Origin of the sequence: Collinsella sp. OM08-14AT, assembly GCF_003438115.1 — a bacterium.
Taxonomy (GTDB): domain Bacteria; phylum Actinomycetota; class Coriobacteriia; order Coriobacteriales; family Coriobacteriaceae; genus Collinsella.
Genome location: NZ_QSTE01000024.1, coordinates 1 through 21206, shown reverse-complemented (window position 1 = coordinate 21206; position 21206 = coordinate 1). Strand labels below are relative to the sequence as shown.

The 21206-nt window shown below is 60.6% G+C and carries 14 protein-coding genes; 11 read left to right on the top strand and 3 right to left on the bottom strand.

The features are described 5' to 3' along the window. Positions 1–1067: IS30 family transposase (locus DXC18_RS09955; RefSeq protein WP_117717036.1), on the top strand; the 1067-nt coding region annotated here is incomplete at its 5' end. A gap of 219 nt (positions 1068–1286) precedes the next feature. Here the strand turns inward: DXC18_RS09955 and DXC18_RS09950 are convergent. Continuing rightward, a complete protein-coding gene (locus tag DXC18_RS09950; RefSeq protein ID WP_117717034.1) occupies positions 1287–2747 on the bottom strand; it encodes a recombinase family protein in 1461 nt (486 codons plus the stop codon). Between the two features lie 428 nt (positions 2748–3175). Between DXC18_RS09950 and ligA the strand changes: the two genes are divergently transcribed. From ligA to DXC18_RS09935, 3 genes are all read left to right on the top strand, one after another. Beyond that, entirely contained in the window at positions 3176–5404 is a 2229-nt protein-coding gene (gene ligA / locus DXC18_RS09945; RefSeq protein ID WP_117717033.1) for an NAD-dependent DNA ligase LigA, read from the top strand. A 272-nt stretch (positions 5405–5676) separates the two neighbouring features. After that, positions 5677–6069 (top strand): type II toxin-antitoxin system Phd/YefM family antitoxin, encoded by a 393-nt coding sequence (locus DXC18_RS09940; protein WP_158552079.1) that lies wholly within the window; start codon positions 5677–5679, stop codon positions 6067–6069. Further along, complete coding sequence (locus DXC18_RS09935) at positions 6066–6488, top strand: PIN domain-containing protein (protein ID WP_117717031.1); 423 nt, start codon at positions 6066–6068, stop codon at positions 6486–6488. Before DXC18_RS09940 ends, DXC18_RS09935 begins: the two co-directional genes overlap by 4 nt. A gap of 93 nt (positions 6489–6581) precedes the next feature. Here the strand turns inward: DXC18_RS09935 and DXC18_RS09930 are convergent, their stop codons facing one another. Next, positions 6582–7430, bottom strand: coding sequence for a MerR family transcriptional regulator (locus DXC18_RS09930; RefSeq protein ID WP_117717030.1), 849 nt, complete (start codon positions 7428–7430; stop codon positions 6582–6584). A 56-nt stretch (positions 7431–7486) separates the two neighbouring features. Continuing rightward, positions 7487–8833, bottom strand: a complete 1347-nt coding sequence (locus tag DXC18_RS09925) for an MATE family efflux transporter (protein WP_117717029.1) — start codon at positions 8831–8833, stop codon at positions 7487–7489. 359 nt (positions 8834–9192) lie between these two features. Here DXC18_RS09925 and DXC18_RS09920 point away from each other — a divergent pair, with 359 nt between their 5' ends. The 7 genes from DXC18_RS09920 (at position 9193) to DXC18_RS09890 (ending at position 21161) form a co-directional block, all read left to right on the top strand. Next, positions 9193–10230 (top strand): hypothetical protein, encoded by a 1038-nt coding sequence (locus tag DXC18_RS09920; protein ID WP_117717028.1) that lies wholly within the window; start codon positions 9193–9195, stop codon positions 10228–10230. A 235-nt stretch (positions 10231–10465) separates the two neighbouring features. Beyond that, positions 10466–11521, top strand: a complete 1056-nt coding sequence (gene moaA, locus DXC18_RS09915; RefSeq protein WP_233509066.1) for a GTP 3',8-cyclase MoaA — start codon at positions 10466–10468, stop codon at positions 11519–11521. A gap of 4 nt (positions 11522–11525) precedes the next feature. Beyond that, positions 11526–12827, top strand: a complete 1302-nt coding sequence (gene mobB / locus DXC18_RS10805) for a molybdopterin-guanine dinucleotide biosynthesis protein B (protein ID WP_117717027.1) — start codon at positions 11526–11528, stop codon at positions 12825–12827. A gap of 393 nt (positions 12828–13220) precedes the next feature. Continuing rightward, positions 13221–14501, top strand: coding sequence for an MFS transporter (locus DXC18_RS09905; protein ID WP_158552076.1), 1281 nt, complete (start codon positions 13221–13223; stop codon positions 14499–14501). 211 nt (positions 14502–14712) lie between these two features. Then, positions 14713–15534 (top strand): HAD family hydrolase, encoded by an 822-nt coding sequence (locus DXC18_RS09900; RefSeq protein ID WP_117583352.1) that lies wholly within the window; start codon positions 14713–14715, stop codon positions 15532–15534. A 538-nt stretch (positions 15535–16072) separates the two neighbouring features. After that, a complete protein-coding gene (locus DXC18_RS09895; RefSeq protein WP_117717025.1) occupies positions 16073–19513 on the top strand; it encodes a Spy0128 family protein in 3441 nt (1146 codons plus the stop codon). Beyond that, the gene (locus DXC18_RS09890; protein ID WP_158552073.1) at positions 19506–21161 is read left to right on the top strand and encodes a SpaA isopeptide-forming pilin-related protein; all 1656 of its coding nucleotides are present in this window, start codon (positions 19506–19508) and stop codon (positions 21159–21161) included. The genes DXC18_RS09895 and DXC18_RS09890 overlap by 8 nt, the downstream gene beginning before the upstream one ends. The last annotated feature ends 45 nt before the right edge of the window (positions 21162–21206 follow it).

Genomic DNA, 21206 nt, shown 5'->3' with positions numbered 1-21206 from the left:
CCGCGCCCGCGGACCTCTCGGGGGCCTGCCCCAGGCTCTCCGCGTGGCCGAGGTGCTGCAACGGCTGCCCGCACAGGAGGGGCTACGGCTGCTCGAGGAGGCCCAGGGTGTTCTACAGCGCCAGGAGGGCGCAGGAGGCGGCCGACGCCGAGCTCTCGGCGAGCAGGTCCGGGATCGACGAGACCGAGGAGGGCGCCGCCGCCAAGCTCGCGGCCATCAGGGACGGGCTCGCGCGCGGGCTCTCCCCGCAGCAGATAGCGGCGACGACCCCCGGGCTCAGCGCCTCCACCGTCTACAGGTGGGTGGACGCCGGCTACGACGGCATGACGAACATGGAGCTCAGGCGCAAGGTCGGCTACAGGCCGAGGTCGCGCCGGGCCCCGAAGAGGGCGACGTCCCACTCGTCGCGCAGGTCGCACGCGTCGTTCCTCGCGCTCGGCGAGGACGCCTGCGCCGCGGCCTGGGAGATGGACACCGTCGAGGGCCCCAGGGGCGACTCCGCCAGGCTCCTCACGCTCCTGCACCGCCCGAGCCGCTTCCAGCTGGCCCTGCCGCTGCCGGACGGCACGTGCGCCTCGGTCCTGGCGGCGCTCTCCTCCCTGCGCGGGGTCCTCGGCGAGGACGGCGCGAGGCGCGCCTTCGGCGCCGTGCTCGCCGACAACGGCAGCGAGTTCGCCGACGAGGGCGCCATCGCGGCGCTGATCGGCGAGCGGGACGGCGAGACCAGGCTCTTCTACTGCGACCCCCGGCAGAGCCAGCAGAAGGGCGCGTGCGAGAAGAACCACGTGGAGATCAGGAAGCTGCTGCCCAAGGGCGCCGGGGCCAGGTTCGACCGGCTGACGGCGGCGGACTGCGCGCTGCTCATGTCGCAGGTGAACTCCGAGCCGAGGGGGGCGCTCGGGTTCCTGACGCCGGCGCGCGTGCTGCGGATGGCCCTCGGGGAGGACGCCTCCGCCCTCATGGACGCGTTCGGGATAGAGGAGCTTGCGCCCGGCGAGCTCGACCTCACGCCCGGCTGCATCGACAGGGCCAGGGCCGCGAGGGGCGAGGGGCCGCTGGCGGGATAGGCGGCGGGCCGGGACATGGGCCGGATGGCCCGTTGCGCTGAGTCCGGAACGGCTGCGCGGCGGGCTGGCGGAGCATGCGGCGGCGGCATGGGGGCACCGGCCTCCATAGCCTCTCCACCTGCGGAAACGAGGCGACGGCCAGGTGCCGGGAGCTATTTCCGCGTTGCGCTAGCTGCGGAAACGCGGGTCCCGTTCAGGCTGTTGCGTTGAGATTGAAAATCAACCGTCGATAAACTCCGTCATTCTCACCCGGTCGGCGTTCCAGTTGTCCAGCAAGCCCTGCCACTCCGTCATGGAGGCTTCCAGCGCGGCCTGTTCCTCGTCATACTCGGCAAGGAGACGGCTGAAATGCTTATCCGGCAGCTTGCCCGTGGCGTTGGCCTCGTACAGCTTCTTCACCAGTCCGTCCAGTTCGGCGTGGCGCTTCTTCGCCTGGACAATCTGTTTCCGGCAATCCTTGACTGCTTCCTCCTGGCGCAGACTGGATGCCTTTCGAACCCGCTGAACAAACTCCTGCTCGTTGTTGCGGACATACCAGCTTATCCGCTGGATGGCGGAGAGGATCGCCGCTTCCAGCTTTTGCGTGGCAACATAGTGAATGGTGCAATCCTCCATAGGTGCCCGGTATCTGGAACAGGTGAAAGCATCGTCAATGTACTTGCCTTGGACAAGACTGTTGTGGTGGGTCAGCTTTGCGCCGCAGTCGGCACAGTAGAGCAGTCCGGTTAAACGGTTAGGGGCATTACTCCGCTTGGGTGTCCGGCGCTTGGTTTCCCGCAAACGCTGAACATTGTGCCACGTTTCTTCGTCAATGATGGCGGGGACGGCTCCCTCAAATACAAATTGTTCCTCTGGCATTGTCCTGCGGGTGCTTTTAGTCTTGTAGTTCTCACAGACAGTCTTGCCCAGCACCTTGCGCCCCAGGTACTCCGGCCTTTTAAGAATATAACCCAGGGTGGTGGCAGACCATGCGTAGGGGTCGCGGTAGCTGTTGGCTCGAACAGGACAGCCGATACGCTTCCAGTGTTCGGAAGGGATGGGGATTTGCTCGGCCCGCAGCGTTCGGGCGATGCCGTTGACGCTCTGACCGTCCATGACCATCTGAAAGATGCGGCGCACAACGGCGGCAGCTTCCTCGTCGATCACCCACTCGCCCTTTTCTTCTTTTGAGGCGAGATAGCCATAGGGGACGGCCCCCGAACAGCGCAGGCCCTTTTCCATTCTGGACTTGAAAACGGTCTTGATTTTGCGGCTGGTGTCAGCAACGTACCACTCATTTATCACATCCCGGAAGATGGACATAATATCAAATCCATTGGCGGTGTCCAGGTTGTCATTGGCGGCGATAAAGCGGACGTTGTACTCGTCAAAGGTGCGTTTGAGCAAGCCGACCTCCACCACGTCACGGCCTATTCTGCTCTGGTCTTTGACAATGACGGTAGCCACATTTCCGGCCCGTATCTCGTCCACCATAGCGTCCAGGCCGGGCCGCTTGAAGGTCGTTCCCCGCACCCCGTCATCGGTGAAGTGGCGGACATTAGTGAAGCCATTTTTTCGGGCGTAGTCCTCCAGGATGCGCTTTTGATTTTCTACGGACACGCTCTCGTCAGACCGCCCATCGTCGTGAGATAACCTTTCGTACAATGCTGTGATTTTACCCTTTTGCTCCTGCTTCCTCATGTGTGTAACCTCCTGTTTTGTATTTTCACGACCTTTCTATCCTTATTATAGTGACCCTTTGGGGACGGAGGAAAACGGATCACATGGAGCTGACAAGAGGCCTGGTTCGGAATGGTCTGGACAGTTAGTTCAGATACGTATAAACCCGAGGCGGTTCGGCATGCGTTTTGAGCTGTTTGGGATGGGGGAGGGGTTCGGATGGGAGTTTAGAAGGGGGACGAGTCGGTCGTGCAGCCCCCGGGGCGGCCAAATTGGCTGGAATGGCGACGTCTGAACACGACCAGGCTCGCAGAATTATACGTATCTGAACTAACTGTCCACCCCGGTCCGGCGGCTGCCGATTCGGTGCGGTTTGAGACCGCTATTCGGCCCCGTTGCGACCGGTGGTACTCTTGTATCCGTTTGAAATCGAGCGAAGGAGTGCCGCTATGGAGCAATCGAGCCTGTTTGGTGACGGCGTGGACATCGATACCGAAACGCCCGCGAGCGCGGATGCCGCCGCACCGGCCGATGCCCGTGTCCAGGCGGCAGCACGCGCGGCCGAGCTGCGCCACGAGCTCGATTACCACGCGTACCGCTACTACATGCTCGATGCGCCCGAGATCACGGACGCCGCCTTCGACAAAATGCTCGTTGAGCTGCAGGAAATCGAGGCGACCTACCCCGATTTGGTGACGCCCGACAGCTATACCCAGCGTGTGGGCGGATACGTGAGCGAGCAGTTTACGCCGGTAACGCACATGGCGCGCATGTATTCCATGGACGATGCCATGGACCTGGACGAGCTCGACACGTGGCTTCAACGCACCGAGGATGCGCTCGGTGCCGGCAGCGTCACCTATACCTGCGAGCTTAAGATCGACGGTCTGGGCGTGGCGCTTACCTATCAAAACGGCACCTTTGTGCGCGCGGCCACGCGCGGCGATGGCACCACGGGCGAGGACGTATCGCTCAACGTCCGTACCATCAAGGATGTGCCCATGCACCTGTCCGAGCCGGCGCTCGCCCACATGGGCGCCGACCGCGAGCGCACCATTGAGGTACGCGGCGAGGTCTATATGCCTAAGGGCAGCTTTGTGCGCCTCAACGACGAGGCCGATGCCGAGGGCCGCGACCCCTTCGCCAACCCGCGCAACGCCGCCGCCGGATCGTTGCGCCAGAAGGATCCCAAGGTCACGGCGCGCCGCGACCTGGCCACCTTTATCTACGCCATCGCCGATACCGACCCGCTGCACGTCCACAGCCAGCGCGAATTTCTCGACTGGCTGCGCAACGCCGGCTTTAGCGTCAACCCCAACGTGGCTCGTTGCACCACGCCGGCCGAGGTCCACGAGTTCTGTGCCCAGGCGCTCGAGCACCGCGGCGACCTGGACTACGACATCGACGGCGTGGTCGTAAAGGTTGACAGCTTCCAGCAGCAGCTCGACCTAGGTTTTACCGCCCGCGCACCGCGCTGGGCCATTGCCTTTAAGTTCCCGCCCGAGGAAAAGCAGACCATCCTGCGCGAGATTCGCATCCAGGTGGGCCGCACCGGTGTGCTCACGCCGGTCGCCGAGTTCGACCCGGTGACGGTCGCCGGTTCCACCATCGCGCGCGCCACGCTGCACAACATCGACGAGATCCGCCGCAAGAACGTGCGCGAAGGCGATACCATCATCGTGCGCAAGGCGGGCGATGTGATTCCCGAGGTCGTGGGCCCGGTGCTCGATAAGCGCCCGGCCGATTCGGTTGACTGGCACATGCCCGAGGTCTGCCCCGTGTGCGGTAGCCCCGTGGTCCACGAGGATGGCGAAGTCGCTTACCGTTGCGTCTCCATCGACTGTCCCGCGCAGCTCAAGGAGCGCTTGCTCCACTGGGTGAGCCGCGGCTGCATGGACGTCGACGGCCTGGGCGACGAGATCGTCGACAAGATGATCGCCGCCGGCCTGATCCACGATGTCGCGGACTTCTACCAGCTCACAGTCGACGACATCGCAGGCCTGGACACAGGCCGCATCTATGCCAGCTCCAACAGCAAAAAGGGCGTCAAGAAGGGCGACCCCATTCCGGTTGGCCTTAAGACGGCCGAGAAAATCATCGCCGAGCTCAACAAGTCTAAGAGCCAGCCGCTCGGTCGTGTGCTGTTTGCCCTGGGTATCCGCCATGTGGGCAAAAGCGTGGGCGAGGTCATCGCCGAGCGATTCCTGTCGATCGACAAGCTCATCTTGGCGAGCGAAGAAGACATCGCCGAATGCGAGGGCATCGGTCCCAAGATTGCGGCGAGTGTCAAGCAGTTCCTGGCCGTGCCCGAGAATCTCGCCGTGCTGGAGCGCCTGCGCCAGGCGGGCCTGTCGCTCGAGGTCGACTTGGGCGCCGTGCACGCGCAAGCCGCAGCCGACGCTGGCGTGGCGGGCGAGCTCGCCGACGCGCAGCCGCTTGCGGGCCTGACGTTTGTGCTGACCGGTACGCTCGTAAACCGCACCCGCGACGAGGCGGGTGCGGCGCTTAAAGTGCTCGGCGCCAAGGTCTCGGGCAGTGTTTCAAAGAAGACGAGCTATCTGGTCGCCGGCCCCAAAGCGGGCTCCAAGCTTACCAAGGCCGAGCAGCTGAGCGTACCCGTGCTGGATGAGGACGCACTCGAGCAGATCCTGGCGACTGGTCAGGTGCCTCAGGCGTAAGGCGTCGATAAGTAAATTGAAAACCTCCCGAAAACGCTGACGCTTTCCGGGAGGTTTTTATTTGGGTGCGGTGACGGGCAGCGTGATCTGCGTCATGAAGGTTGCTGAGGGTGATCCTGCGGACCGGTGCCGTCCCGGAGCGATAAGAGATTCATGCAGGGTAGAGGGGCCTCGCAATGAGAGTTGTCTCCATTGCGGCGGTCTTTGTGTACGTTAACATTAACATTAACGTGTATACTGAGCAGTAAAGATATATGTTGAGAGGAGCCGCTATGGTTACCGTCGCGTTTTCGGAGCTGCGCCAGAACCTTACGCAGGTGGCCGAAAAGGTTGCCAATGAGGGCGAGGAGGTTGTGGTCTTCAAGCGGAGCAAGCCGTTGTTCAAGATCGTGCCGCTCGACTATCAAGGCCCGGTTGCAGTGGAATATGACGCTGCCCAGGAGCGCGGGGGTGCAAAGCCGACGCGCGGCTCGGACAAGCCCAAGCGCGACGTGGGTACGATGTGGCATCCCAAGATCACCTGGAAGGAGATTCGCGAGATGCTCGCGGAGGATGAGAGCTACCAGGAGTATCTCGATCTCGTAGCTAAAATGCCCAAGGGAACGCCGCTCGATACGATGACGGTTGAAGATGAAAAGCGTATCGCGAGGGAGCGCTACCTATGAGAGCATTTCTCGATACCAATTTTCTGCTCGATTGCGTGCTCCCGGGCCGGCCGGAGCACGCAGCGGCGCAAACGATCAAGGGGCTCGTCGACGTGGGGCTTATTGAGGGCGTTGTTTCGGCCTGCTCTCTCAAGGACGCGTACTACATTCTCACCAAACAGGCCGGCGAGGCGCGCGGGCGCGAGGTAGTGCGCGACTGCCTTAAGAGCTACTCGGTAGAGCCTCTCGACCAAGAAGCTTGTTTTGCCTCCGCCTATTCCGATGAGCCGGACTTTGAGGACGGCTGTATCCGTGCGATGGCCGAGCGTGCCGGCGTGGACTTTATCATCACGCGTGACCGCGCCGCTTTTGTGCGCTCGACCATCAAGACCTTCTCGCCTGCAGAGTTCATCCGTGCGTTTCCGATTCCGGAGGAGTAAAACCGCCATATCGGGGACTGTCCTCGACATGGCGGTTCTCCTGTAGCTGACGCTCGTTAGTTGAGCTACGCTTTATGCCTGTCCGGGAGGTTCTTAATCGAGCACAGTAACGGGCACCGTGATCTGCGTCACGTAGGTCGCCGGGTCGTCGCTGATGATGTCGTCGATGAGAGCGATCTCGCGCGAGGGGCCGACGGGGGCCAGTCCGTGCTTGCGCATATAGCCGAGCAGCTGCTCATAGCGCGGGGCTGCTTGCCCGTGCGTGCCGCGGAAGCTTATGGTCAGGCACCGCGCGGCGGGCCGCGTCTCGACGTCGCCCAAGTACTCATCGGTGTCATCGAGCAGCAGAAAGACTTCGTCGTAGCCGTCAAAGTCGCCGGCGGCTAGGCGCTCGGCGCTAATCCCAACGCCTAAGTTGCCCAGGAAGACAAAGGTCTCGTGCTGGCCCTTCTGCAGTTGACGAATTTGCCACTCCAGCGCATAGGCGTCGGTAGGGTTGACGCGTTCGCGCAAGATGGCGCAGCGAAGCTCGGGTGCATTAATTGTGCAAATGGTATCAAGCTCGGTGTTCAAGGCATCGTGCAGCAGGGCAAGCCGGTTATCGATCTTGCGCGATACGCGTTCGAGCTCGCGGCGCTTGCGCTCGATGAGCTCCTGCTGCTGGGCCAGCTGCCGCTGCATGAGGTCCACATCGCGCGTGGTCACAAACTCACGGATTTGCGCGAGCGGCAAGTCGAGAACACGCAGGTGGCTAATGGTGTTGAGGGTGGAGAGCTGCCGCGATCCGTAGTAGCGGTATCCACTTGCCGGATCGATGCGTGCCGGGTCCAGCAAACCCATCTGCTCGTAATGGCGCAGCGTGCCCACGCTCAGGTTAAACAGGCGCGCCGCTTCGCCAATGCGGAGCAGGCCCTCGGTATGTTCAGTTGGCGTGTCGGTCACAGGACTGCTCCTTTCGGAAAAAAGCAGGGGAGGGGCGCCAGGCTCGCGTTGCCCCGCTACGCCACCAACCTGTCAAAAGCCCCGCGCCGGTTGAGCACGGTAAACGCGACAACACAGATGACTGCCGACAAAATCGATCCGCACGGCGAGGCAATGCCCATGGGAAACAACGTATCGGAATAGGCATTCGACAGTAGCCACGCGCCCGGCACGCGAATGAGCGCCACGGCCAGCACGTTGTGTGCAAAGCCGATGTAGCTCTTGCCGTACGCAGCGAAAAAGCCGCTAAAGCAAATGTGGATGCCGGCAAAGATTGCGTCGAAAATATAGCTGCGCATGTAGCCGGTGCCGGCCGCGACCACTGCGGCGTCCTTAGCAAAAAAGCCGAGAAACGCCGGCGCCACTAGCCACATCAGCACCGTGATTAGGCAGCCGTACACCACCGAGATGGTCATGGCGTCCTTGAGCACCTGACGTGCGCGGTCGCCCTTGCCCGCGCCGGCGTTTTGCGCCGTGAGCGCACTGACGGTGGCGCCCATGGAGCTCGGCACAATGAACAAAAAGCTGATCATCTTTTCGACTAGGCCCACGGCGGCGGCGTCGACGAGCCCTCGGTGGTTGGCGATGACGGTGATAAACATAAACGCCACCTGGATGCAGCCGTCCTGCACGGCCACGGGCACGCCGATCTTAAGAATGCTGCCGAGCACCTCGGGCTGGGGGCGCAGGTCGCTGCGCTTAACGTGGATGTTCGTACGGCGGCTCTTAAGCCACACGAGCGCGAGCGCAACGCTGGCCGTCTGCGCGGTCACCGTGCCGAGCGCCGCGCCCACGGGGCCGAGCCCCATGTGGCCGATAAACAGAAAATCGAGCGCGATATTAATGATGCATGCCACGCCGATCACGTACATGGGCGAGCGCGAATCGCCCAGCCCGCGAAAGATGGCCGAGAGGATGTTGTACGCGGCGATAAACGGAATGCCGACAAAGCAGATGCGCAGGTAGGCGGCGGTGCCTTCGACTGCCTCGGGCGGCGTGCCAATGAGCGCTACAACCTGCGGGCACAGTGCGAGCAGGACAGCGGCCAGCACCACCGAGACACCCATAAAGAGCGTGATGGTGTTGCCGATGGCAGCCTCGGCGCGGTCAAAACGGCGCGAACCCACGGCGTGGCCGACGATGACCGTCGTTCCCATGGCCAGGCCCACAAGCGTCACGGTAATAATGTAGAGCGTCTGCGCGCCATTGCCCACGGCGGTGATGCCGGCCGCGCCGCTAAACTGTCCCATCATGTACAGGTCGGCCATGCCGTAGAGCATCTGCAAAAAGTACGAGAGCATATAGGGTAGGGCAAAGACCGCGATGGTCTTGAGGACATTGCCGCGTGTGAGGTCGTGTTCCATGGGCGGGGCACTTTCTGGCTTGGTTCGTTTAGCTACCAGTGTAGTGAAAACCCTACAACGATTGTAGAGTCAAGGTTTGTGTTGGCGGCGGGGCGAAAAAGTCACGCTCCGAGCGCGGTCATTTCCAATTGAATACGGGCACGCGCCCTGCAAAGTACGATGCTTCGACCCCTCCATGCCCCTTACCTCGCCTCAAACCATCACAACATTCGACGTTTTTTGCCAAAATCGAGAAAAGCATCGAATGTTGTGATGGTTTTTCTGCCACTCGACTGGGTGGAATCGCTTTCTTGCGCACGAAGGTGTGCGGATCCGTGGGCAGGGGAATAAGGTTGGTTATCCGACTCATTGGAGGGCTCATGGACCTGCCGATCGTCCTGTCCCATAAGACCGCTTGGCTGTACCACAACGTGGCGCGTCCGTCCGAGCCGCTCTCGCGGGCAAGCAGCCTATACGATGAGGACTCGCTTGCTAACGAGGCGGAGCCGACCGCGAGCCTGCCCAAATTGGGACTCGATGCCAAGGGGCTGAGGGCTTCAACGGCAGTTGGGATCGTTACCGACTATCTGGTTTCGCTTGGTATTCCACGGGAAGAGCTCGATCATATCGACACGCTCGTCAACTTCGATTTTGAGCGCTCGACGCCGGCTGGATTTAGGTGCCACGTGTTTGGAGCGCCGGTACCTCCAGGCCATCTTATCGAGGTGGCGGAGGGCCTTCTGGTGGTTGATGAGGCCATGTGCTTTGTCCAGGCGGGTTCGTGGATGAGCGAGCCCGAGCAGCTGGAATATGGCTACGAAATCTGTGCCCGATACCATTTGAATCATCTGTCGACAGGCGATTATATCGAGATGGGGCAGAGGTATACCGTTGCCGACTTGATTGCTTATTGCAATGAGAACCGATCTCGTCAGGGGGCTATACGCGCGGCCGCCGTGCTCAAGCGCGTGCACGATGGCGCGCGATCGCCCATGGAGACGGCCACCGCAATCATGGTCGTAGCAAAACGTTCCCAGGGAGGGCTGGGATACACCAAGATCGAGCTCAACCATCGGGTCGATGTTCCCAACGAGTTCAAGTATCTCGCTAAGGCCGGGTATTTCGAGATTGACGTATATGCGCCTGCGAGCGGTACGGGAATTGAATACAACGGCTCGGACCATCTTGATAAACAGCGCAGCGCGTCGGATGCGGAGCGCATGACTGTGCTGAGCGCGCTGGGCTTTAAGATGATCGTCCTCACCGGGACTCAGTTTGCCCATCAGCTGCAATTGCACCGGGCGATGAACGCCATCGCGCTTGCGATAGGCCTTAAGTGCGACCGAAGCGAAGCGTTCCAAAAGCGGCAGAACGACCTGCGAGAATTCGTGATTCGGCACTGGGACGGCGGCCTTTAGGGGCGCTTTGGCCCTTCTGCGGGGTGCCGTGGGCAGGCAAACCATCACAACATTCGACGTTTTTTGCCAAAATCGGGAAAAGCATCGAATGTTGTGATGGTCTGTGTGTTGAGGATGGGCTTGGGAAGTTCGTTTTGCTCGAAGCGACCTGTCCTGTCGTACGGGTGTCGGCGTGATTCTCCCGTGGGGTATTATGTTTTCCGAAGAATAAAACGCCGCGTGAGGGGAGGCCTGCGTGGACGGGCACGTGCAACATGACGGCTTTGGCCGCGATATCAACTACCTGCGTATTGCCGTTACCGACAAGTGCAATTTCCGCTGCATTTACTGCATGCCGGCCGATGGCGTGGCGCCTCGCGCACACGACGAGCTGCTCAGCGCCGAGGAAATCGCCCGCTTTGTGCGCTTGGTGACGGGGGAGGGCATTCGTCGCGTACGCCTGACGGGCGGCGAGCCGCTGGTCAGCCGCCGTATCATCCCACTTATTCGTGACATCCGCGCGATTCCGCAGATCGAGGACATCTCGCTTACCACCAACGGCGCCCTGCTGCCCAAGCTGGCGCCGCAGCTCAAAGACGCGGGGCTTAATCGCGTCAACATCTCGCTCGACACGCTCGACCCTACGCTCTTTGGAAAGATCACGCGCCTGGGCCGGCTCGAACAGACCATGGCCGGCATCGACGCGGCGCTGGCTTGGGGCTTTGAGCCCGTTAAGGTCAACTGCGTTGTGGTGCGTCGGCTCAACCAGGATGTGGCGGCTCTTGCGCGGCTGACCGTCGACCGCCCCATCCACCTGCGCTTTATCGAGTACATGCCCATCGGCGACGAGCGTACGAGCTCGCATTGCGCTGTGGACCCGCATGCGCCCGCGCTCAATCCCGAGCTGTGGGACGCGAGCGATACCGTGCCGAGCGACGAACTGCGGGCGCGCATCAATACCGGGGTCGCCGCGACGGGGCTGGCCGAGCTCGAGCCGCTCGACATCAACGACGCTCCTGCCGGCGCGGGCCCTGCGCGCTACTGGCACTTTCCGGGTGCGGCGGGAACGGTCGGCTTCATTAGCGCCATGTCCAACCATTTTTGCGCGAATTGCAACCGTCTGCGCCTGACGGCCGATGGCAACGTGCGTCCGTGCCTGTTCAGCGATGCTGAGTATTCGGTGCGTGAAGCGCTGCGCCGTGGTGATGATATGCAGGTACTTTCGATTTGGCGCGATGCCGTGGCCCACAAACCGCAGGAACACGCGATAATTGAGGGCACGCAACGATTTATGTCCCAAATCGGAGGATGATCATATGGCCAAGAGCAGGTACGCCGATGCCACCAAGGCCGCTCGCAGGGCCGCGATGTCTGCCCATAAAGCCACGGCTGCTGCCAGCAACACCGCTGGGTCCGCGGCGGTACAGCCGTCCGCCGGCACTGCTGCCGAGCCCGCCCGCGACGCCCGCCGCGACGAGCTGACGCACGTGGATGCCAAGGGCGAGGTGCGCATGGTCGACGTGTCCGACAAGGCCGAGACCCATCGCATTGCCATCGCCGAGGGCACGATTCTTATGCACCCCGAGACGCAGGCCATGGTGCTGCAGGATGGCGCTAAAAAGGGCGACGTGCTCGCTTGCGCACGCGTTGCGGGCATCATGGCCATCAAACGCACGAGTGACATCATCCCCATGTGTCATCCGTTGCTCATTACCAAGAGTAAGTGCGATATCGAGCCTATCGCGCCGGTGGGGACGCCTGCCGAGGACGTGCCCGAGGGCTGGGCGCCGGCGCGCGCAGACGGGCAAGTTGGCTTTCACGTACTGGTTACGGCTGGCGTGACGGGCAAGACGGGTATTGAGATGGAGGCCCTGACCGGCGCGAGTGCCGCGTGCTTAACGATCTATGACATGTGCAAGGCCGTCGATCGTGGCATGGAGATCGTCGACGTTCGCCTGCTGCACAAGGAAGGCGGCCGCTCGGGTGTGTGGGACCGCGCCGAGCGCCAGGCCGCTGCTGTTGAGGCTGTGGGGGCCGCGGGCGACGCACCCGCGAGCGCACCCGTCGCCGTCGCACCCGCAGCTCCCACTCCAGCCGTCCCTGCGATCGCGTTTATCGGCTACCAAAACTCGGGCAAGACCACGCTCGTCGAGAAGGTTATCGCCGAGCTCACCCGCCGCGGCCTGCGCGTGGGTTCGCTCAAGCATCACGGGCATCACGGCTTTGATATCGACGTGCCCGCTAAGGACACCTGGCGCCATCACCAAGCCGGATCCAAGCACGTGGGGCTCATCTGCGCCACGCGCTGGGCGGAGTACGCCGACACGCGCGAGGAGGACGAGATGCCCGCGCGCGAGCTGCTGTCGCGTTACAACGATGTCGACGTGGTGATCATCGAGGGCTACAAGACCGAGGGCTTCGACAACATCGTGGTCGCGCGCTCCGGTGTCGACCGTCTGCGCGGCAAGAGCTCGCTCGACCTGGTCGACGGTCACACGCTGGCCCTTGCCTGCAACGAAGCCCTGGCGCGTCAGGCCTTCGACGCCGGCTTTGCGACCCGAGCCATCAACATCAACGACGCCCGAGCCATCTGCGATCTTATCCAAGATCATCTTTAAGGCTCGACGCTGCGCCGGCCCCAAGCACCCCATCTCGTCCCTCAAGCCGTCGCTCGCGTACCAAAGTACGCGTCGCTCCTCTTTCGGGGCGACCTGGGGCACTTGGAACCGGCTCGCTGCGTTGCCATAACATGCCAAAAAGGGACAGGTTTGTTTTGGCAGGTTTTATCTGGGCAAACGTCATTTCCACCACAAAGGGGCCAGGCACCTTTGTGGTGGTTTTTACTTTAGTAGATGTGTGGGACATGCCTTACAATCTACCAAGTAGTTCATACTGAGCGAAAAACGGAGAGAAGGGTCCTGATGCGTCCTTAATGTTTCATGCGGATAGATTGATTTGACAGACGGTGGCGAATACCCACCGCCCGTATTCGTATGAAACAAGGAGTCTCCATGCTCGCATCTCTTCTCTCAAAACCTCAACCTTCGCTGTCCATGCAGGCCAAGCGCCTGGTAGCGATGCGCTTTCTCATCTACACCGGGTTTCAGACCAGCTACTTTATCGGCGTCATCGGAACGCTTACCTATGCGGACGATGCCTCGGTCGTCGCGACATCGCTGGCCGTCCTGTTCATGAACGTTTTCGTGATCCTGGGATCCTTTGCGGGCGGCGCTGCGCTCGACGCATGGGGTCCGCGCCGCCATTTCTTGCTGAGCATCGTCGGCACGCTCGCAACTGGCACGGCAATCATCGCCTTTGGTAGCGCGACCGGCGTCGTCCTGCTCGGCGCGGTGTTTCTGGGCTTTACGATGGGATTCGCCCAGCCCATCGCCACATCCTATCCGGCTTACCTCACCGACGATCCTGTCGAGCTCAAAGACATCAACTCCGCCATCGCCATGTTTTCAAACGTGAGTATCATCGTTGGCCCCACGCTGGGCGGCTTTGTCGCGGCGGCTGCGTCGTCGCGCGCGGTGTTCGTGCTTATGATGCTCTTTACCGTGCTGGCGTTCGTCGTCGGTTGGGGCTTTAGGCCGCAGACCAGCCATATCGTCGGGCATGCGGATACCGATTCGACAGAGGAAGGGGAGCGTGCGGGACGAAGCTCCAACCCTAGCACGCCCGCCCGCGCCACCTTCGCAGCCAGCATCAAGACGGTCTTCACCAACAGCGTCCTCGCGCTACTTTTCTGCATCATTTTTCTTTCGAACTTTGGCTACGGTGCCTTCGATCCGCTCGAGTCGTTTTTCTATCGCGATGTTCTGCACGTTGGCGTTGAGTGGATGGGCTGGCTCTCGTCTGCCTGCGGTGTCGGCGCGGTGCTGGGTGCCGTGCTCGCGCTCCGCTTGCCGCCGCACCTGGTCAACCTTAAAACGCTGCTCGTGGCGCTTATGTCCGTGGGCCTGGGAAGTCTGCTCTATGTGGGGACACCGTACGTGGGCGTGGCCCTTGTCGGCCAGATCGCCCTGGGTATAGCTTGGGGTGTCGTCAACCCGCTCCACAACACCATTGTGCAGACGACGGCTCCGCTCGAGCAGCTTGGTCGCGTCAATTCGGTCATGGGCTTTGGCAATATGTTCGCTGGTGTGGCCCCTCTGGCGATTGCCCCGTGGCTGGCGGCAACATTTGGCGTACAACGGACACTCGTGGGGGCAGGCATGGTCGTGACGGCGGTTCCCGCGGCACTGCTGCTGTTTGGACGCAATCACTTGGAACGTGCCGTAAAGCAGTAAGAAACCATCACAACATTCGGTAAAAATCGCGATTCTGCCGAAAAACGTCGAATGTTGTGATGGTTTGGCCCGTAGACGCCGCGATCACCACAAAGGGGCCAGGCGCCTTTGTGGTGGTTTTTGCTTTGACAGGCCGCGCCTGCGCCTTGGTATACCATGTACACCATTTCTGACCTCATCCAGCACCGCCGCACAACTCAGAAAGGCTCCCATGGACACCACCTTCAGCCACATCAAAGCCGTGTTCTGCGATATCGACGGTACGCTGCTCACGAGCCAGCACACGGTGTCCCCGCGCACCGTGGCGGCGATCCGCGCCCTGCGCGAGCGCGGCGTGCTCTTTGGCCTGTGCACCGGGCGCGACGCCCACGCGACCGAGGCCATGTACGAGCTCTGGGGCATCGAAGGCCTGGTGGACGTGCTGGTGGGCTGCGGTGGCGCCGAGGTCATCGACCGCGCGCACGACATCAACGAGCTGAGCTATCCGCTGCCGGGCGAGACCATCGCGCGCATCTGCAAGCACATGGCGGACCTTCCGGCAACACCCGTCTGCCCCCGAGACGGCGTGTTCTACGTGCCCGAGAGCAACGCGTGCGTCGAGCACCTGTCGCGCGTCGACGGCGTGCCCTACCAGGTGGTCGATTTTGCCGAGTTCTTGCGCGAGCCGCAGCCCAAGGTGATGTTTACCATGGCGCCCGAGGTGATGCCGCGGGTGATTGAACGGGCGTCGACGTTTGCAGATAACACTGTTAAGGCGGCGGCCCTGCAGACCACGCAGCGGCTCTACGAGTTCATGGATCCGCGCGTGTCCAAGACGCGCGGCCTTGGGCGCGTGGCGGAGCTCAACGATATGGAGCTCCAGGACATCTGCGTGTTTGGCGATGCGGACAACGACACCTGCATGGTGGCCGACGCCGGCGTGGGCGTGGCTATGGCAAACGGCAGCGACGCCACCCGTACCGCCGCGGACTTTGTAACCGCGAGCAACGACGAGGACGGCATCGCGATCTTTATCGAGGAACATCTGCTGTAGCGCCGGGGGGCAGCCACAAAGAGGGCAGAGCGCCTTTGTGGTGGTTTTCCAAGCGTCCCAACAGTCGATTGTTGGGACGCTTTTTTGTAGCGAGGAGATTTGCGGCCGGTAACATGCGATGCCATTCAAGTGTCGATGTATGAACATATCGGCACACGCTAGTTGTGCAGTAATTGACCAATTAGCTCATAACTAATATTTCCAGGTAGATATACTGCCATTCACGGCGCAATTTTGACCGTTCACAGATTGAGCGGGTTAAAACAAAGTGTTGTACAAACAATGATAAAGTGTCATTTATCTAGATTTGCTAACGAGTTTACCAGCGTCTTTCCGAAATTTAACCCTCGAAAAACAATGCATAGTTTGAATAATTGTCAAGAAGTTAAGGCAACGTAAAGCAAAACTGACATTGTTAGGCTTGCGCTGTTTAAACAAAGAGTAATAATATGCATATCGAGCGCGAGCAATTATAGGTTGCGCGCCCAAGTTTGATGGTGAAAGAGCAAGATCGCGGTCTCTTGGGGAGGAGACATCGATGAAAGCGAATTCGGATAAATCTAAGCAGAGTAATAAAGCGACGCGCCGTGTGCTGGCAGGCGTTTTGTGCGGAGCCTCCGTTTTGAGCCTGGTACTGTCGCTCGTCATGCCTCCGATCTCGCAGGCCATTGCCAACGATGCCCAGACGGTTTCTACCGAGGAAACTGTGATGGGGGGGGGTTCCTCAAGTGAGTCTACTGATGTAGGCAACACCAACAACGGGGATACCGAAAACCAGAATAGTGACGATGCTGCGGGCGACGACGAAATCCAGCAGGAGGAGCAGCCCAAGGACGAGTCGCAGGCAGAAGAAAATGAAGCGATCGACGATGGCGCTGGTTCGTCAGCCGAGGAGGCTGTGGCGAGCGAAGAGACAGCCACGGACATCAAGAATGCCGGTGACTTGCAGGGAAAGCTTCTAGGCGTTGAGGAAAATCAAACCGCCAGCTTTACGCTTGCGGCTGATATTGACTTTCCTGGTGAAATCACACTTAACAAAGGCGGCAGCAATATCACCCTTGACCTAAGTGGTCATAAGATTAAGCACTCGAGCGCCGACAAGCCGTTATTCAATGTTGCCGGTGGTGCGTCACTTACAATTAGGGATTCTGCACAGGTGGGTGAGACGGTCAGCGAGGGCCAGCAGCTAGCTGATCAGGGGCAGAGCCTGAATGCCGATAATTATGACAAGAATGCCGCCAATTATGGCAAGAATGCCGAACTGACTTACGATAACGATAACATTCCATCTAATCTTACCTACTACGTGACCGAATCGTCCCCGAGCGGAACAGGCACAACCGAGACACTTGTCAAACATGACGTTGAGATTAAAGGCGCCATCGTGGCGTGCGGCGGCAACGCAAATCTAAAGCTCATCAATCTATATAACAACAACGGCAAGGGCGGCACGTTTAACCTTGTGAGCGGCGTGATCACGCAAAAACAAGGCGGCAGCGTTAGCAGCTTGGTCTATGCCGAGAACGGCTCTACCGTCAACATGCGCGGCGGCTATGTGTGTGGAGCTTCTGGCTCGGGTGCGGGCGGCGGAATTGAAATACACGGTAATTCGACCCTCGAGGTTTCCGGTGGCGTAATTGCCGGCAACAGTGCTCCTAGTGGCGGTGGTGTGTATGCTAAAGACTCCACGGTCAACATAACTAATGGCGTAATCTCCGGCAACAGCACGCTTGCTACTGGTGTTGGTTTCGGCGGCGGCATCATGGCCGAAGGCGGCAGCGTTACTGTTTCTGGTGGCTACATTACTAACAATAAATATGCCAATTACTGTGGTAACGATGGTAATGGCGATCATGGCGGTGCTGGACTTGCCGCTAAAAACGGTACTCATGTCACCATTTCGGGCGGCCAGATCACGGGCAACTATTCTGAGGAAGCCGGCGGCGGCGTCTATGTGACCGACATCGAACACCAAGGGGCGAGCTCGCGCAAGACAATGGCATGGCTCAACATTACGGGGGGAACTATTGCCTCTAACGTGAGTTTTCGCTCTGAGGGTGCCGGCATTCGCGTGGGCCAGATGGTTGACGCGATGATAAAAGGAACGTCAAATTCAAATCCAGTCTATATCACTAATAACCACTGCATGTCTCGCTTTGACTGGGGTGGAGGCGGCATCTTCGTCCAGGGCGATTCTAAGGTCGCGTCTAATGCTGGTAGGCTATTTGTCTATAACTCCTATATAAGCAGCAATGAGGCCGGTGGCTACGGTGGCGGCGTTGCGGTTTGCCCGACGGGTAAGACTTTGGTGACAGGCACCGACGGCACGGCGATTTTCGGTAATACTTCTGCCGGAAATGAGCAAAACGCGAACGACTACGAATCCGTGAGTAATACAGGCAATAACGGCACCCCCCATCTTTCCGGCGGTGGTCACGGTAAGGACCAGGACTCCGACGCCTACAATGCCGAAGTGTTTCGCGAAAACGGCCACGCGGACTTCTTCCTTGCGGCGGAGGGTCATACGACTCCGATCGCGGCGGTGATTGGCAAAATGCTTGGCGGCGGCGATGCTAAGTATCGGGGAAGCTTAGAGCTTCAGAAAGCCATTACTGTCCCCGCTAACGGTGGCGTGCAGGTATATAACAGCATCGGCCTGAGTTCGAATGTTAAGGCTCAAGACCCCGAGGCGATCAATGCGCGAAAGGCTGCGCTAGAGGCGGGCGCGACGTTTATCACGGGCAATTATTCCTGGAACCATGGCGGCGGCATCATGTCGAACGGCGACCTGTACATGGGCGCGCCTGAGGACACGTATGTCTATCCGAGCCTCAAGCTCAAGGCGACCAAGAAGCTGGAAGGCCGCAAGCTCAATGATGGGGAGTTCTCCTTTACGGTGTATCGCAAGGATTCAGACGACCCTTTGGCTGGCACGACAGCTGGCACGACATTCAATCGCGACGTTTGCACCGAGGTTGGAACAGCAGCAAATGATGCAGAAGGCAGCATTACGTTTGACCTTGGTGAACAATTCGCATCGAGTGGCGCGGGTAACGAAATCACATACTACTTGGTCGAAGATCCCGGTGGTGATTCTGGCATCACGTACGACTCCAGCGTGTATAAGATTGTGGTGACGGCCGAAGATACCAAGACCTTGCTCATGTCTGTTCCGAGTAAAGAAAACTCAAGCCAACTGAAGGATCTTTACATCCATAACTACACGATTAAAAACGTCGGTGTAACCAAGTACGAATTCCGCGAGTCGTCTGGGAAGTGGGAGAACGTAAAAGCGAGGAGCAAGGTGCAGAAGAGTGGAGACTATTATCCAATTATCTGTGAGGGTGACTCCACGACTTTCACTAACAAGTTCACTCCGTACGACTCGAAGGGCTCCTGGACGCCTATGGCGACTAAGGTCGTTGAGGGTGGCGAGATGAAGGAGTTCACGCTCCAGCTTGCGACCGACACAGATTTTACGGATATCGTTAGCAGCAAGTCCACCACTGCCGACGGCGACAAGTCCCAGACCCTGAGCTTCGACAAGATTGATTACAAACTCGATCAACTCGACCAGCTCGCGTCTGGCCCCACTGGCCGTGGTGCTTCCAAGACCTTCACGTACTACGTGCGCGAGAAAGACGACGGTTCGCTGTTCTCGCACTATACGTACGACAAGTCGGTCTATCAGATTACGGTTAACGCGACTGACGACTCTAACCACCATATCGACGTCACTGCGACCTACAAGCAGATTCAGGATCGTGATGGCAATGAAGTGACCACTGACACGCCCCACGACCTCACCGGCAAGTCCACTCCCACCTTCACCAACACCTACTCCACCTCTTTGCCCCTTTCTGGTATGTCGGGCGTCACTCTGACGTACCTTGCCGGCGCGGCGGTGCTTTGCGCTGCTGCGGCCTGGATGCACATTCGTCGCAAGGCGAATGCGAAGGGAGGTGAGCGTCGTGAATAAGAAAGTTTGCTCCTTCCCGATCTTGTTTGCGCTGCTTGCCCTCCTGATCGGCATCTGCGCGGTTGTGTTCCCCGCATCCGCGCAGGCCGCGCCGACCTCGACCGGTTCCATCACGGTGAGCGGCGCCGTGGCGAGCAACTACGACGCCTACCAGATCTTTAGCGCCAACGTCGTCGACGGCGACGGCGACGCCAAGACCTTTACCGACCTCGCTTGGGCAAGCGACGCCGCGCGCGACGCTATCCTGCCTGTGCTGCACAGCGCCGGCATGCCCGATTCCCAGACCACCGCGCAGGAAGCTGCCGAGTGGCTCAACACCGATTCCCACCTTACGAGCGCGCTGAGCGCACAGCTCGCTCGTTCCCTCCAGAGCTCTGGCGCCGTGCCCGTGGCCCTTAACGCGGGCACGGCGGCCGAGCTGCCCTGCGGCTACTGGCTCATCGTCGCCAGAGACGACGCCATCGCCCAGGGCGAGGCCGGCACCGCGCCGATCATGGCGCTGGTGGGCGGCAACGCCGTCACCGTCAAGCCCAAGGCCGCGACGCCCAAGGTCGCCAAGCACGTGCTGGAGGACAACACCGCCGCATGGCAGAAGGCCGCCGACGCCACGGTCGCCGACGACCTGTACTGGCGCCTCTCGGCCACGGTTCCCGCGGGCCTTTCCGCCTATGACACCTACGCGGTGCAGTTCGTCGACACCATGAGCGCGGGGCTCGACCCCTCCAAGGTGGCCGCGAGCATGCGTGTGTACGTGGCGGCGGGCGCGGATGGCACCTTCGACGCCGTCTCGAACGGTAAGGACGGGCGCGCCGGCACCGAGCCCGCGCAGGGCTGGACCGACATCACGGCCCAGTGCGCCACCAAGGTGGCGGCGGACGGGACCTTCACCGTGCGCACCGGCGACCTGATCGCCGCGCTCGGCGGGGCCGACGCCTTCGCCGCGGGCGCCCGCGTGGTCGCCGTGTACAACGCGCCGCTCAACAGCGCGTGCAACCGCGGCATCGCGAAGGGCAACCCCAACGAGGTCTATCTGCGCTACCCGCGCTCTCCCTTTGCCGACCAGTCCGGCGATGCCGGCTTCACCCGCACGCCGAGCGACGATGCGTGCGCCTACACTTGGGATCTCGCGCTCACCAAGCGCGGCAGCGACGGCGACAAGCCGCTTGCCGGGGCGGTCCTGAGCATCGCCGACGACCGCGGCCGCACGCTGGCGGCCGACGGCACGTGGGATGCGGAGGGCAAGGCCACCGTCACCACGGGCGAGGACGGCCGTGTGACCGTCTCGGGCGTGGACTCGGGCAAGCTGGAGGTCCGCGAGCTCAAGGCGCCCAAGGGCTACACCGCCTTTGAGGGCACGCGCTCCGTGACGGTCAAGGCTGAGGGCCTGGACGTCGACCAGGTGGCGGCCGCCAAGCCTAAGGTGACCGTATCGGCCGAAAGCCCTCTGCGAGTTGATGCCGCCGATGCCGGGAAGGGTTTAGTCGAGTTGTCGGTGCTTAACACCCCAAGTAACGAAGTGAGTCGAGGCTTTATGCCCTCGACGGGAGATAGAACGTTGGTGTTGGTAACGGCTTTGGCCGTCATCGGAGTAGTGGCTATTGTCGTCGCGCTCGTCATCAAGCGGGGAGGAGGTCGCCATGATAAATAATTGTCCCCATTACAGTCTGAAATAGGCCATCGATAAATTTCGATG

What these genes read in the sequence shown, in the direction of transcription:
- DXC18_RS09935 (WP_117717031.1), top strand. Translation starts at nt 6,066, where the DNA reads ATGAGAGCATTTCTCGATACCAATTTTCTGCTCGATTGCGTGCTCCCG.
- DXC18_RS09900 (WP_117583352.1), top strand. Translation starts at nt 14,713, where the DNA reads ATGGACACCACCTTCAGCCACATCAAAGCCGTGTTCTGCGATATCGAC.
- DXC18_RS09925 (WP_117717029.1), bottom strand. Translation starts at nt 8,833, where the DNA reads ATGGAACACGACCTCACACGCGGCAATGTCCTCAAGACCATCGCGGTC.
- DXC18_RS09895 (WP_117717025.1), top strand. Translation starts at nt 16,073, where the DNA reads ATGAAAGCGAATTCGGATAAATCTAAGCAGAGTAATAAAGCGACGCGC.
- DXC18_RS09905 (WP_158552076.1), top strand. Translation starts at nt 13,221, where the DNA reads ATGCTCGCATCTCTTCTCTCAAAACCTCAACCTTCGCTGTCCATGCAG.
- ligA (WP_117717033.1), top strand. Translation starts at nt 3,176, where the DNA reads ATGGAGCAATCGAGCCTGTTTGGTGACGGCGTGGACATCGATACCGAA.
- DXC18_RS09940 (WP_158552079.1), top strand. Translation starts at nt 5,677, where the DNA reads ATGGTTACCGTCGCGTTTTCGGAGCTGCGCCAGAACCTTACGCAGGTG.
- DXC18_RS09920 (WP_117717028.1), top strand. Translation starts at nt 9,193, where the DNA reads ATGGACCTGCCGATCGTCCTGTCCCATAAGACCGCTTGGCTGTACCAC.
- DXC18_RS09950 (WP_117717034.1), bottom strand. Translation starts at nt 2,747, where the DNA reads ATGAGGAAGCAGGAGCAAAAGGGTAAAATCACAGCATTGTACGAAAGG.
- mobB (WP_117717027.1), top strand. Translation starts at nt 11,526, where the DNA reads ATGGCCAAGAGCAGGTACGCCGATGCCACCAAGGCCGCTCGCAGGGCC.